Below are 13167 nucleotides of genomic sequence, written 5' to 3' on the forward strand. Positions count from 1 at the left end.
AGCATGACACGACGGATCACCGTTCCCGCCGCGGCCCTCATCGCCGCCTTGTCGACCGCCAGCGCGGCGGCGGGCCCCGCCACCGTCGGAGACCGCCGCTATGCCGACGGCGTCTACTCGGCGACCGGCGAATACGGCAACCAGCCCTCCCACATCACCGTCAACGTCACGCTGCAGGGCGGGATCGTGCGCGCGGTCGATGTCGAGCCGCACGCCTATGTGCCGCGCTCGCTGGCGCTGCAGCGCGCCTTTGCGCGGGCGGTGCCGCGCGTCGTCGTCGGCAAGCCGATCGACGCGGTGAAGATCGACAAGCTCGCCGGTTCGAGCGGCACGCCGAAAGGCTTCAACGACGCCATCCGCCAGATCCGCGAGCAGGCCCGGCGCGACGCCGCCGCCCCGCGCGGCTGAGCGGTGCGGAGGCCGCGTTTCGGTGCGTCAGGCCGGGCGGTAGCGCAGGGCGTCGAGGAGCAGCTCGAAGGCGGCCGACTTCTGGTGCCGGCTCGGATAATAGAGGTGGTAGCCCGGAAAGGGCGGGCACCAGGGGGCGAGGATCGGCACAAGCCGCCCCGCCCGCACGTGCGCGGCGAGATGGTCGTCGGGCAGGCAAATGATACCCGCCCCCTCGATCGCGGCCTTGATCATCAGGTCGGGGTCGTTGGAAATGAGCTGGCCATCGACGCGCACCTGAAGCGCCCGGCCGTCCTTCTCGAACTCCCAGGCATAGAGCCCGCCGAAGGTCGGCAGGCGCAGATTGATGCAGTTGTGCCCGGTGAGATCGTGCGGCGTCTCCGGCGCCCCGCGCCGCGCCAGATAGTCCGGCGAGACCGCCGCCATCATGGTGAGGTCGGGACCGATGCGCAGCGCGATCATGTCCTTCTCCACCTGCTCGCCGAGCCGCACGCCCGCGTCGAACCGCTCCGCCGCGAGGTCGACGAAGCGCTGATCGACGGAGATCTCGATGTTGATGTCCGGGTGCTCGGCCATCAGCCGCAGCGCCACCGGCAGGACGATCGTCTCGGCCGAATATTTCGACGCGGTGATGCGGATGGTGCCGGCCGGCCGCTGGCGGAAGGCGTCGAGCCCGTCGAACTCCGCCGCGATCTGGGCGAAGGCGGGGCCGACCGTCGCCGCGAGGCGCGTCCCCGCCTCGGTCGCCGAGACGCTGCGCGTCGTCCGGGTGAGGAGGCGCACGCCGAGCCGCTTTTCCAGGCGCCGCACCGTGTGGCTGACCGAGGACTGGGACGTGCCGAGCCGCGCCGCCGCGCGCGTGAAGCTCGCCTCCTCGATCACCGCCAGGAGCGCGACGAGATCGCCGAGCTGTTCCCGATCCATTTATCGCCCTCACGCATAGACCCAAGCATCATTTAGTGCCTAATCCGCACAACCCACAGGGACTAACTCCGCGACATGTCGTCGGCCTCGCCGGCGAAACGTGGAGTTCCCCCATGAACATCATCAAAAACGCGGACCAGCCGTCCGCTGCCGGCCCCGCCGAGACCTTCACCGGCCGGGTCCGCGTCGACGGCCTCTTCTCCGCCCCCGATCCGGCCCGCGCCGGCGCCGCCATCGTGACCTTCGAGCCCGGCGCGCGCACCGCCTGGCACAGCCATCCGGCCGGTCAGCTTCTCTTCATCCTGTCCGGCCTCGGCTGGGTGCAGCGCGACGGCGGTGAGAAGGCGCGCGTCGTCGCCGGCGACACCGTGTGGTTCGCGCCCGGCGAGAAGCATTGGCACGGCGCCAGCGCCGGCAAGGCGATGAGCCATGTCGCCATCGCCGAGAAGGTCGACGGCCGCTCCACCGACTGGATGGAGCACGTGTCCGACGCCGACTACGAGGCCTGACCCGACATCATGACCATCGCCGCCGCAACGATGTCCGACGCGCCCGCCGAGCCGCACCCCAACGCGGTCCTCGCGGTGGTGCTGACGGGCTATCTGATGATCGTCCTCGACCTTTCCATCGTCTACACCGGCCTGCCGCAGATCGCCGAGAGCATGTCGCTCGACCCGGTCGGGCTGAGCTGGGTGCAGAACGCCTATCTCCTCTGCTTCGGCGGATTCCTCCTCCTCGGCGCGCGCGCCGGCGACATTATCGGCCGCAAGCGCATGCTGATGATCGGGGTCGCGGTCTTCACCTTCGCCTCGCTCGTCATCGGCATCGCCGAGACGCCGGCCGCACTCATAGGGGCGCGCGGGCTGCAGGGCCTCGGCGCGGCGATCCTCGCGCCGGCCGTCCTGTCGCTGATCTCGATCTCCTTCCCGGAAGGCGCGCCCCGCTCCCGCGCGCTCGCCATCTACGCGATGGTCGCGGGCGCCGGGTCCAGCCTCGGCATGGTGCTCGGCGGGGTCTTCGCGGGGGCGCTGTCCTGGCGGGTCGGCTTCCTCGTCAACGTGCCGCTCGGCATCGCCCTGTGGTTCGCCGCGCGTCAGGTGCTCGCGGAGACACCGCGGCGGAGCGGCCATGTCGACATTCCCGGCGCGCTGACGTCGACGGCCGGAATGCTCCTCCTCGTCTTCGCGATCGTCCGCTCGGCGGACCATGGCTGGGGCGACTGGACGACGTGCGTCCCGGCCCTCGCCGCGCTCGTTCTCCTCGCGGCGTTCATCGCGATCGAGCGGCGCGCGGCGGAGCCGATCCTGCCGCTGCGCCTCTTCGGGAGCGCCAGCCGGTCGGCGGCGCTCGTCGCGCGGGGCTGCTTCATCGGCGCGATGGTGAGCTTTTTCTTCTTCACCGCACAGCTGATGCAGTCGGTCCTCCACTATACCCCGATCGAGGCCGGCCTCGGCTTCCTGCCGATGACGGTGGCGACCTTCCTCGCCGCCCTCGCCGTGCCGCGCCTCACGCGCAGCCTCGGCAATGCCGGGCTCCTGACCCTCGCGCTCGCGCTCCTCTCGGCCGGGCTCGTCTGGCTCTCGTTCGCCGGCGCGGACGCCACCTACTGGGCCGATCTCGGCGCGCCGATGCTCCTCATCGGCCTCGGCAACGGCGCCGCGCTTGGCCCGCTGACGGTCGCGGGTGTCGCCGGGGTCGACAACGAAGACCAGGGCGCCGCCTCCGGCCTCGTCAACGTCGCGCACCAGCTCGGCGGATCGCTCGGGCTTGCGGTGCTCGTCACCGTCTTCGCCGCCTTCGCCGACCGCGAGGGCGGGAGCCTCATCGCGAGCCTCGGCGCCGCGACCTTCGGCGAGGCGCTCCTGATGGCGGTCGGCCTCGTACTCACCCTCGCCTTCATCCGCCCCGCCGAGATGCGGCGCGCGGCCAGATGACGGCGACATCGCGCCCCCGGCGCACCATCACATCAAGGACTGATATCGCATGAAAACCCGCACGCTTGGACAAGGTCTCACCGTGTCGGCCATCGGCTATGGCTGCATGGGCCTCTCCTTCGGCTACGCCAACACCGTCTCCAAGGACGACGGCGTCGCCCTCATCCGCGCCGCCGTCGAGCGCGGCGTCACCTTCTTCGACACCGCCGAAATCTACGGCCCCTACGTCAACGAGGAGGTCGTCGGCGAGGCGCTCGAACCGTTCCGCGACGACGTGGTGATCGCCACCAAGTTCGGCTTCGACATCGTTGACGGAAAGAGCGTCGGCATGAACAGCCGGCCCGAGCAGATCAAGGCGGTGGCCGACGCCTCGCTGAAGCGGCTCCGCACCGACCGGATCGACCTCTTCTACCAGCACCGCGTCGACCCGAACGTCCCCATCGAGGACGTCGCCGGGGCGGTGAAGGACCTTATCGCGGCCGGCAAGGTGAAGCATTTCGGCCTCTCCGAGCCCGGCGCCGCCACCGCGCGACGCGCCCACGCGGTCCAGCCGATCACCGCGCTGCAGAACGAATATTCGCTCTGGACGCGCGGGGTGGAGACCAACGGCATCCTCGAGGCCTGCGACGAGCTCGGCATCGGCCTCGTGCCCTACTCCCCGCTGGGCAAGGGCTTCCTCACCGGCGCGATGGGCAAGGACACGGCGATCCCCAAGGGCGACTTCCGCGCCTCCCTGCCCCGCTTCACGCCCGAGGCGATGGCAGCGAACCAGGCGCTCGTCGATCTCCTGAGGTCGATCGGCGCAGAGAAAGGCGCGACCCCGGCGCAGATCGCGCTCGCATGGCTCCTCGCGAGGCGCCCCTTCATCGTGCCGATCCCCGGCACGACCAAGCTCCACCGGCTTGAGGAGAATCTCGGCGCCGCCGACGTGGCCCTCACCGAGGACGACCTTGCCGGGATCGAGCGCGCCGCCCGCGCCATCGCCATCGAGGGCGAGCGCTATCCCGAGCACCTCATGGCGACGGTCGGCCGCTGAGCCGACCGCCCCGTCCGCCATCGCCCCGATCCGGCGCCCCATCCGGGGCACCGGTCCCCCTTCATGCGGAGACATCACGATGACGAAGACGATGATGAAGACCTTCACCGGGACCCTGCTCGCATCCGGCCTCGCCGCCGGCGCGGCCGCGCAGGAGACGGCGCGCAGCGTGGCGCCCGAAGCGATGCAGCGCGTCGCCCCGGCCCTCGCCCAGTACACGGACGAGGTCCTGTTCGGCGAGGTGTGGCCGGGCGAAGGGCTCGCCCCGCGCGACCGCTCGCTCATCGTGATCTCGGCCCTCGTCGCCTCCGGCAAGGCGCCGCAGGTGCGCGGCCACGCGCGCCGCGGCCTCGCGAACGGGCTGACGCCGGTGGAGATCGGCGAGATCCTCACCCACCTCGCCTTCTATTCCGGCTGGCCGAACGCGGTGCTGGCCGCGCAGGTGGTGGACGAGGTGTTCGCCGCGGAGGGGATCGCGCCCCTCACGCCGGAGGAGGCGAACGCGGGCGAGCCCATCGCGCTGGAACCCGCGGCCGAGGCGGCCCGCGCCGCGAGCGTCGACACCTCCGTCGGCCCCCACGCGCCCGGCCTCGCCGAGCACACCAACCGGGTCCTCTTCGGCGATCTATGGCGCCGGCCGCAGCTCTCCCCGCGCGACCGGAGCTTCGTGACGGTGGCGGCCCTCATCGCGATGGGCCAGGCGGACCAGCTGCCCTACCATCTCGGCCGCGCCCTCGACGCCGGGCTCACCCCGGAGGAGGCCGGCGCCGCGCTGAACCACCTCGCCTATTATGTGGGTTGGCCGAAGGCCTTCTCCGCCGTGCCGGTCCTGCGCGAGATCGTCGACAACCGGACCTGATCCGCGCATCGCGGACCCAACAAAGCGCGCCACCTTCCCACCGGGCGACGCGCGGTCCCTAGAGTTGCGCCGCGTCGGCGGGTTCGATGCCGTCGATCCGGCGCAGGTGCGCGATCGCGAACTCGGTGAAGGCGCGCACCACCGGGCGCATGAAGCGGACCGACGGATAGGCGAAGAAGGCGTCGGAGGCGCGCAGCTCATAGTCCGGCAGAATGCGCACGAGGCGGCCCTCGCGCAGCGCGTCGGGGACGAGGAGGCACTGCACCGGGCCGAGCGCGCGCCCCTCGAGGAGGGTCCGCACCAGGACATCCGGGCTGTTGGTGCGCAGCACGGGGCGGACCGTCGCCTCGCACGCCGCGCCGTCGCGATAAAGGGTCATGGTGTCGAGCGGGGCCATCGACATCGTGGTGACGACGGGCGCCTCGCCGAGCCGGTCGAGCGTCTCCACCGGCCCGATCCGCGCCAGAAGCGCCGGCGTCGCGACGAGGATGCGGCGCACGAGGCCGATCGGCCGCACGATCAGCCCCGGATTTTCGGGCCGTCCGAGGCGGAGGGCAAGGTCGAAATTCTCGTAGACGAGATCGACCGTTCGATTCTCCAGCGCGAGGTCCACCGTCACCCCCGGATGGCGCTCCTGGAAGGCGAGGACCAGCGGGTGGAGCTGCGCTGCGCCGATGCAGGTCGGCGCGTGGACGCGCAGCAGCCCCTCGATCGCCCCCATGTCGCGGCGCACGCCCTCCAAGGCGGCGTCGATGGTCGCAAGGCCCTGCCGACTCGCCTCGTAGAGCGTCTGGCCGAGGGGCGTCGGCCGCACGAGGCGGGCCGAGCGCTCCAGGAGACGCGCGCCGACATGCCCCTCCAGGTTGCGGATGTGCTTGCTCACAGCAGGCTGCGACACCGAGAGGTCTCGCGCCGCCGCGCCAATCGAGCCACGTTCCACCGTCCGGACGAAGGCGCGCAGGGCGAGAGCGAGATCCATGCAGAGCTCCTGGTTATGGGTTCTATAAACCCATAGCTGATGGACTTTGCACTGTCGCGCCGTTACGTGCTGTGGCACATGTGGAGCGTATAGAGAATGACGATCAGTCGACGGGCCTTCGTGCTCACCACCCCGTTCGCTTTGGCGGCCTGCGTGACGCGCGAGGAAGATATTGCCGCGACGGAGGCCATTCGGCTGAACCGCCACTATGCCGCGATGTACGCCGCGATCGACACCGAGCCCTACCCGATCCCCGCGATCGACATCCGCCGCGTCGATCCGCAGTTCCTCCGGCAGGAGGTGAACGATCCGACGATGGAGCCGCCGGGCACCATCGTCGTCGACCTCGGCGCGCGCCATGCCTTCCTCGTCCTCGGCAACGGACGCGCGATGCGCTACGGCATCGGCGTCGGCAAGGAGCAGGCGTTCGACTTCCAGGGTGAGGCGACGATCGCCCGCAAGGCCGAGTGGCCCAAGTGGACGCCGACGCCGGCCATGATCGCCCGCGAGCCGGAGCGCTACGGCCCGTTCGCAGAGGGCCTCCCCGGCGGTCCGACCAACCCGCTCGGCCCGCGCGCCCTCTACCTCTATCGCGACGGGGTCGACACGCTCTATCGCCTCCACGGCACCACCGAGCCGAAATCGATCGGGACGATGGTCTCGTCCGGGTGCGTGCGCTTCTTCAATCAGGACATCATCGACCTCTACAACCGCATCCCGGCCGGGACGCGCGTGGTGGTGCTGCCGCACGCGAACCCGACGATGATCTGAGGTTCCCGCTCGGAGAGGGCACCATGACCGACCTCGCGCAGAACAAGGCGAACGTGATCGCCTTCTACGAGATGATGTTCAACGACTGCCGGCCGCGCGAGGCCATCGCCCTCTATGCCGGCGACGACTACATCCAGCACAACCCGCACGTCGCGACCGGCAAGGACGGCTTCGTCGCCTATTTCGAGCGGATGGCGCGCGAGTGGCCGGGCAAGCGCGTGGAGGTGAAGCGCGCGATCGCCGAGGGCGATCTCGTCGTCCTTCACTGCTTCCAGCACTGGCCGGGCAGCGACGACTATGCCGGCATCGACATCTTCCGCCTCGACGGGAACGGCAAGATCGTCGAGCATTGGGACGTCTTGCAGGTCGTCCCCGACCATTCGGCCAATCCCAACGGGATGTTCTGACCGGCGGCCCCGCTGCGCGAGGCGCCGGGGTCAGAAGCGGGGGCTTCGCAGGCCGGTGATCACCACGAGCATCCGCGTCACGAACGCGCCGAGGACGGTGAAGCCGATCGCGAGCCGGATGAACATCGGGTGGTCGCTCGGCAGGAGGTAGAGGATCGCGAAGGTGAGCGCCGTTCCCCAGATCACGCACACCTCGGCATAGAAGGAGGTGCGCAGGGCCGGGTTCTCGTAGCCCGTCCGCAGGAGGTCCCGCAGGATGCCGCCGCCCGCGCCCGTCAGCCCCGCGAGGACCGGCCCCCAAAGCCACAAGGGCTCCGCGTCGTAGCGCACCGCGATCGACACGCCGATCACCGTGAAGGCCGCGAGCCCCAGCGCGTCCGTGACCTCCAGCACCGCGAGCGGCGACAGCGCGCGCGGCAGCCGCGCCTCGAGCGAGCGCACCGTCCCCGCGAGGCGCCCAGCGAGGGCCATCGCCACATAGGACGCGGCGACCGTCGCGATGACGAGCGTCAGCGGCAGGGGATCACCGAGGATGCCGATCGGGTCGCGGTCGATGAGAAGATCGCGGATCACGCCGCCGCCCACCGCCGGGAGCCCGGCGAGGACGAACGCGCCGAGCAGCGAGAAGCGCTCCGCCCGCGCGATCATGACGCCGGAGAGCGCGAACGCGACCGTGCCGATGATGTCGAGCCAGCCGAACCAGGGCGCGGCGACGGCGAAGCGCAGGAGGATCGGCCGGCTCGTCTTCATCTCCTGCGCCTCGGCGCGGCCATCCGCGCGCATCGCGGTGTTGGCGGCGTCGAGCGCGGCGACGGTCGCCGGATCGAGCGTCGCCGCGTGGTCGAGATAGAGCGAGGTCGCGCCGAGATCGCGCGCGATCTGCGCGACGGCGCGCTCGGCCCGCGGCGTCGCGGCGAGGCCGGCGAGAAGGGAGAGGCGCGGCGCGGCGATGCACTCCGCCTCGCCTTCCATCATCGCGCCAAAGCCCTCGCCGGCGCTGCCGACCACGCGCCGCTGCTCCGGCCGTGCGTCGATGGCCTGCGCGATGGCGGGGGCATAGGGCGCGTCGCGCAAGACCATGATCCGCCATCCGTTGGCGTAGGCCGCCTCGATCGCCTCGGCACCGGTCGCCTCGAGCGCGGGAAGGCTGCGGGCGCACAGGAGGACGTGCCGCTCCTCCCGGTAGGGCGCCGCGCCCGGCTCGGACGGCGCGGCGGCGGGGAAGAGAAGTTCGACATCGCCGCGCGCGAGGGCGGCCTCGGCCGCCGCCCGGCTCATCGGCGTGATGACGATCGGGATCCCGGCCTCGGCGGCTATCGCGGAGACGAGGCGCAGGTCGAGCGGCGTCTCGACGGCCCTGCGGCTCGGCGTGGCGCTGACGAGGCCGGTCCCCGTCGGGACCCACGCCGCGCGCAGCATCGAGACATCGTCGCTCTGCGCACGGGCCGCACCGCTCGCGAGCATCGCGAGGGCGAGCACCAGGAGCCCCGCAACCCCAAAGACCCGAAATCGTAGCACGCCGCGCCCCTTTCCATCGCGGTCGGGCCCGAACCCGCGTCCGGAGCGATCGCCGCAGCGACATCTCCCGCTTTCCGATTCGGAACGGACAAGGCGCGCATTGCGACAATGACGTGTGTTCCGACCGTGTTCAATCGGAGCGCGACCGGTTTGCCGCGCCGGGCGGCCCCGGTCCACGGGCCGACGGCGTAAAGTGCGCATAAGGGCTTTACGCAAACTCTACGCCGGCATCCCCACTTCGGAATGGCCCGCCGCACCGCCGTCGCCGATCTCTGTCCGCGTTCATCCACGCGCGACAGCGCCCTTGGGCCCGCCGCCCACCGACGCCCGCGCAAAGAACCGGCGCCTCATAGAGGTGCCGCGGCCAGGAATCATCATGCTGACAATCGTCTATCTCGCCATCCTGCTCGCCGGATTCGCCGGATGCTTCGGCCTGATCCGGCTCTGCGAGCGGCTCTGAGGCCCCGACATGACATTCGAATACATCCTCGGCGGCGTCGTGGCGCTCGGACTTCTCGTCTATCTCGGCTTCGTGTTCGCGAGCCCGGAGAAATACTGAGGCTCCCATGTTGATCGACTTCGCACAATTCGCGCTCTACGCGGCGCTCGTCACCGGGGCGGCGATCATCCTGGGAAAATGGATGGCCGCCGTGCTCGACCGTCCCCACACGAGGCGCGGCGTCCTTGCGCGCGTCGACGGCGCGGTGTGCCGTGCCGCCGGCGTCGACCCGGACGCCGAGCAGAGCTGGGTCCAGTACGCGGCGGCCGTGCTCGCCTTCAACCTCGCTGGCGCCGTCCTCCTCTACGCCATCCTCCTCACGCAGGGATGGCATCCGTGGAACCCCGAAGGGCTGCCGGGGCTCACCCCGTGGCTCGCCTTCAACACGGCCATCAGCTTCGTCACGAACACCAACTGGCAGGCCTACGGGGGCGAGACGACCCTCTCTTATTTCAGCCAGATGGCCGGGCTGACGTTGCAGAATTTCATCTCGGCCGCGACCGGCATCGCCGTCGGCGTCGCCGTGATCCGCGGCTTCGCGCGGCGTGAGACGAAGCATCTCGGCAACTTCTGGGTCGACCTCGTCCGCTCGACCTTCTGGCTCCTCCTCCCGCTCGCGATCGTCCTCGGCCTCGCCCTCGTCGCGCTCGGCGTGCCGCAGAATCTCCTGCCCTACACGCCGGTGGAGACCATCAGCGGCGGGCACCAGCTTCTCGGCCAGGGTCCGGCCGCCTCGCAGATCGCGATCAAGCAGCTCGGCACCAATGGCGGCGGGTTCTGGAACGCCAATTCCGCGCACCCGTTCGAGAACCCGAGCGCCATCACCAACCTCATCGAGATGCTGGCGATCCTCGCGATTCCGGCCGGCTTCTGCTTCCTCTACGGGCGCATGGTGCGCGACGCGCGCCAGGGCCGCGCCATCTTCGCCGCGATGGGCATCCTCTGGGCCGTCGGCCTCGGCATCGCCTACACCGCCGAGACGGTCGGCAACCCGCTGATCGCCGACGCCGTCGCCGGCGCGCCCGCCAACATGGAGGGCAAGGAGACACGGTTCGGCATCGCGAACTCCGCGCTCTGGGCCGTCTCCACCACGGCCGCCTCCAACGGCTCCGTCAACGCGATGCACGACAGCTTCACGCCGCTGGGCGGGATGGCCGCGCTCTTCAACATCCTGACGGGCGAAGTGGTCTTCGGCGGCGTTGGGGCGGGCTTCTACGGAATGCTCTCCTATGTCGTTCTCGCCGTCTTCATCGCCGGGCTGATGGTCGGGCGGACGCCCGAATATCTCGGCAAGAAGATCGAGGCGAAGGAGGTCAAGCTCGCGCTCCTCGCCTTCTTCGCGATGCCGATCGGCATCCTCGGCGGCGGCGCGCTCGCGGCGGTCGTGCCGCAGGCGGTCGCGGCGGTGCAGGATCCGGGGCCGCACGGGCTCACCGAGATCCTCTACGCCTACGCCTCGGCGACGGGGAACAACGGCTCCGCGTTCGCGGGCTACGGGGCGGGCTCGCCCTGGCACACGACGGCGCAGGGGCTCGCCATGCTCCTCGGCCGCTTCGCCTTCATCGTGCCGATGCTCGCCGTCGCCGGCGCGCTCGCCGAGAAGCGGACCGTCGCCGCATCCGCCGGCACCTTCCCGACGCACGGGCCCCTCTTCGTCCTCCTCCTCATCGCCGTGATCCTCGTTCTCGGCGGTCTCACCTTCTTCCCGGCGCTCGCGCTCGGGCCGATCGCGGAACAGTTCGCGATGACGGCCGGCACGGTCTTCGGCGCCCACTAAAGGTCCAGTCCATGAGCAAGCACGCACCGGCCGCAAGCCCCGATCTCCTCGACCCCGGCCTCCTCTCCCGCGCCGCGCGCGACGCCGTCCTGAAGCTCAACCCGCGGCGGCTCGCGCGGAACCCCGTCATCTTCGTGACCGCCGTCGTCGCCATTCTCGCCACCTTCTATGCGGTGGCGGGCGTCGGCGGGACGTCCTCCGCCCTCCTCGTCCAGATCGCGCTGTGGCTCTGGGCAACCGTCCTCTTCGCGAACTTCGCCGAGGCGATGGCGGAGGGGCGCGGCAAGGCGCGCGCCGATTCGCTGCGGGCGACGCAGGCCGAAACCACCGCGAAGCGCGTCGCGGCGCCCGGCGCGAACCCCGTCCCGGTCTCCTCGCGCAAGCTGCGCCAGGGCGACCTCGTCCTCGTCGAGGCGGGCGACATGATCCCCGCCGACGGCGACGTGATCGAGGGCGTCGCCTCGGTCGACGAGAGCGCGATCACCGGCGAGTCGGCCCCCGTCATCCGCGAGGAGGGCGGCGACCGCTCGGCCGTGACCGGCGGCACGCGCGTCGTGTCCGACCATCTCGTCGTGCGCATCACGCAGGCGCCGGGCGAGGGCTTCCTCGACCGGATGATCGCCCTCGTGGAGGGGGCCGACCGGCGCAAGACGCCCAACGAGATCGCACTGTCGATCCTCCTCACCGGGCTCACCATCATCTTCGTGATGGTCGTGGTGAGCCTGCAGCCCTTCGCGATCTTCTCCGGCGCGGCCATCCCCGTCGCCTTCCTCCTCGCCCTCTTCGTGACGCTGATCCCGACCACCATCGGCGGGCTCCTCTCGGCGATCGGCATCGCCGGGATGGACCGCCTCGTGAAGGAGAATGTCATCGCGAAGTCGGGCCGCGCGGTGGAGGCGGCGGGCGACGTCGACACGCTCCTCATCGACAAGACCGGGACGATCACCTTCGGCGCCCGCCAGGCGGAGGAGTTCATCTCCGCCAATCCGGAGGGGCCCGACCCCTTCATCCGCGCCGCGCGGCTCGCCTCGCTCGGCGACGAGACGGCGGAGGGGAAGTCCATCGTCGCGCTCGCGGAGCGGATGGGGGTGCGCGGCGGCGAGGAGAGCGGCGGCACGCTCGTCCCCTTCACCGCCGAGACGCGCCTCTCCGGCATCGACTATCCGCACACGATCCTGCGCAAGGGCGCCGTCGACGCGGTGGCGAAGTGGCTCGCGGCGCAAGGCGGGAGCCTGCCCGACGCGGTCCGCCAGCACGCCGAGCGCGTCGCCCGCGCGGGCGGGACGCCCCTCATCGTCGCGCAGGACGGACGCGCGCTCGGCGTGATCCACCTCAAGGACGTCGTGAAGCCCGGCATCAAGGCCCGCTTCGCCGAGCTGCGCGCGGCGGGCGTGCGCACCGTAATGATCACCGGTGACAACCCGCTGACGGCGGCCGCCATCGCGGCGGAAGCCGGTGTCGACGAATATGTCGCCGAGGCGACGCCGGTGAAGAAGCTCGAATATATCCGCGCCGCGCAGGCGGAGGGGCGGATGGTGGCGATGTGCGGCGACGGCTCCAACGACGCGCCGGCGCTCGCGCAGGCCGATATCGGTGTCGCGATGAATGACGGGACGGCCGCCGCGAAGGAGGCCGCCAACCTCATCGACCTCGATTCGGACCCGACGAAGCTCATGCGCGTCGTGGAAGTCGGCAAGGGGCTCCTCATCAGCCGCGGCGCGCTGACGACCTTCTCGCTCGCCAACGATGTCGCGAAATATTTCGCGATCATCCCGGCGCTCTTCGTCGGCGCCTACCCGCAGCTCCAGGCACTCAACGTGATGGGGCTCTCCTCGCCGGGTTCGGCGATCCTCTCGGCGGTGATCTTCAACGCCATCGTCATCGTCTTCCTGATCCCGCTCGCGCTGAGGGGCGTCACCTACCGGCCGATGTCCGCCGCCGCCCTCCTGCGCCGCAATCTCCTCATCTATGGTCTCGGCGGGCTCGTCGTGCCGTTCGTGGGCATTAAGCTCATCGACATGGCCGTCGTCGCCCTCGGCCTCGCTTGAAGGTTTC

13 protein-coding genes are annotated in these 13167 nt (G+C 70.6%); 10 read left to right on the forward strand and 3 right to left on the reverse strand.

Going from position 1 to position 13167, the window contains the following annotated elements; all coding sequences use genetic code 11:
• Positions 1–3 precede the first annotated feature (3 nt).
• Complete coding sequence (locus tag DBV35_RS14250) at positions 4–408, forward strand: hypothetical protein (protein WP_205648683.1); 405 nt, start codon at positions 4–6, stop codon at positions 406–408.
• A 27-nt stretch (positions 409–435) separates the two neighbouring features.
• Here the strand turns inward: DBV35_RS14250 and DBV35_RS14255 are convergent, their stop codons facing one another.
• Positions 436–1332, reverse strand: coding sequence for a LysR family transcriptional regulator (locus DBV35_RS14255; RefSeq protein WP_108660989.1), 897 nt, complete (start codon positions 1330–1332; stop codon positions 436–438).
• Between the two features lie 113 nt (positions 1333–1445).
• On the opposite strand from DBV35_RS14255, the gene DBV35_RS14260 reads away from it, so the two are divergent.
• The 4 genes from DBV35_RS14260 (at position 1446) to DBV35_RS14275 (ending at position 5161) form a co-directional block, all read left to right on the forward strand.
• A complete protein-coding gene (locus tag DBV35_RS14260) occupies positions 1446–1841 on the forward strand; it encodes a (R)-mandelonitrile lyase (protein ID WP_108660990.1) in 396 nt (131 codons plus the stop codon).
• Between the two features lie 9 nt (positions 1842–1850).
• Positions 1851–3266: an MFS transporter gene (locus DBV35_RS14265; protein ID WP_211099985.1), complete on the forward strand. Its 1416-nt coding sequence runs from the start codon at positions 1851–1853 to the stop codon at positions 3264–3266.
• Positions 3267–3315: 49 nt separating this feature from the next.
• Positions 3316–4302: an aldo/keto reductase gene (locus tag DBV35_RS14270; RefSeq protein ID WP_108660991.1), complete on the forward strand. Its 987-nt coding sequence runs from the start codon at positions 3316–3318 to the stop codon at positions 4300–4302.
• A gap of 79 nt (positions 4303–4381) precedes the next feature.
• A complete protein-coding gene (locus tag DBV35_RS14275; protein WP_108660992.1) occupies positions 4382–5161 on the forward strand; it encodes a carboxymuconolactone decarboxylase family protein in 780 nt (259 codons plus the stop codon).
• Between the two features lie 58 nt (positions 5162–5219).
• Here DBV35_RS14275 and DBV35_RS14280 read toward each other — a convergent pair whose 3' ends face one another.
• A complete protein-coding gene (locus DBV35_RS14280; RefSeq protein ID WP_108660993.1) occupies positions 5220–6140 on the reverse strand; it encodes a LysR family transcriptional regulator in 921 nt (306 codons plus the stop codon).
• Between the two features lie 96 nt (positions 6141–6236).
• Here DBV35_RS14280 and DBV35_RS14285 point away from each other — a divergent pair, with 96 nt between their 5' ends.
• Both DBV35_RS14285 and DBV35_RS14290 read left to right on the forward strand, forming a co-directional pair.
• Positions 6237–6911, forward strand: a complete 675-nt coding sequence (locus DBV35_RS14285; RefSeq protein ID WP_108660994.1) for a L,D-transpeptidase — start codon at positions 6237–6239, stop codon at positions 6909–6911.
• Positions 6912–6934: 23 nt separating this feature from the next.
• Positions 6935–7318, forward strand: a complete 384-nt coding sequence (locus DBV35_RS14290; RefSeq protein WP_108660995.1) for a nuclear transport factor 2 family protein — start codon at positions 6935–6937, stop codon at positions 7316–7318.
• Positions 7319–7348: 30 nt separating this feature from the next.
• Here the strand turns inward: DBV35_RS14290 and DBV35_RS14295 are convergent, their stop codons facing one another.
• Positions 7349–8836: a TRIC cation channel family protein gene (locus DBV35_RS14295; protein ID WP_157961747.1), complete on the reverse strand. Its 1488-nt coding sequence runs from the start codon at positions 8834–8836 to the stop codon at positions 7349–7351.
• Between the two features lie 304 nt (positions 8837–9140).
• Here DBV35_RS14295 and DBV35_RS30220 point away from each other — a divergent pair, with 304 nt between their 5' ends.
• From DBV35_RS30220 to kdpB, 3 genes are all read left to right on the forward strand, one after another.
• Complete coding sequence (locus tag DBV35_RS30220; protein WP_157961748.1) at positions 9141–9296, forward strand: hypothetical protein; 156 nt, start codon at positions 9141–9143, stop codon at positions 9294–9296.
• A 106-nt stretch (positions 9297–9402) separates the two neighbouring features.
• Positions 9403–11112 carry a potassium-transporting ATPase subunit KdpA gene (kdpA, locus tag DBV35_RS14305; RefSeq protein ID WP_108660998.1) on the forward strand — a complete coding sequence of 570 codons (1710 nt, stop codon included), beginning with the start codon at positions 9403–9405 and terminating at the stop codon, positions 11110–11112.
• Between the two features lie 11 nt (positions 11113–11123).
• A complete protein-coding gene (gene kdpB, locus DBV35_RS14310; RefSeq protein WP_108660999.1) occupies positions 11124–13160 on the forward strand; it encodes a potassium-transporting ATPase subunit KdpB in 2037 nt (678 codons plus the stop codon).
• Positions 13161–13167: the final 7 nt, after the last annotated feature.

Source organism: Acuticoccus kandeliae (assembly GCF_003073115.1).

Coding starts and splice junctions, on each gene's coding strand:
- DBV35_RS14275 (WP_108660992.1), top strand. CDS start 4,382: ATGACGAAGACGATGATGAAGACCTTCACCGGGACCCTGCTCGCATCC.
- DBV35_RS14270 (WP_108660991.1), top strand. CDS start 3,316: ATGAAAACCCGCACGCTTGGACAAGGTCTCACCGTGTCGGCCATCGGC.
- kdpA (WP_108660998.1), top strand. CDS start 9,403: ATGTTGATCGACTTCGCACAATTCGCGCTCTACGCGGCGCTCGTCACC.
- kdpB (WP_108660999.1), top strand. CDS start 11,124: ATGAGCAAGCACGCACCGGCCGCAAGCCCCGATCTCCTCGACCCCGGC.
- DBV35_RS14265 (WP_211099985.1), top strand. CDS start 1,851: ATGACCATCGCCGCCGCAACGATGTCCGACGCGCCCGCCGAGCCGCAC.
- DBV35_RS14280 (WP_108660993.1), bottom strand. CDS start 6,140: ATGGATCTCGCTCTCGCCCTGCGCGCCTTCGTCCGGACGGTGGAACGT.
- DBV35_RS14285 (WP_108660994.1), top strand. CDS start 6,237: ATGACGATCAGTCGACGGGCCTTCGTGCTCACCACCCCGTTCGCTTTG.
- DBV35_RS14290 (WP_108660995.1), top strand. CDS start 6,935: ATGACCGACCTCGCGCAGAACAAGGCGAACGTGATCGCCTTCTACGAG.
- DBV35_RS14260 (WP_108660990.1), top strand. CDS start 1,446: ATGAACATCATCAAAAACGCGGACCAGCCGTCCGCTGCCGGCCCCGCC.
- DBV35_RS14250 (WP_205648683.1), top strand. CDS start 4: ATGACACGACGGATCACCGTTCCCGCCGCGGCCCTCATCGCCGCCTTG.
- DBV35_RS14255 (WP_108660989.1), bottom strand. CDS start 1,332: ATGGATCGGGAACAGCTCGGCGATCTCGTCGCGCTCCTGGCGGTGATC.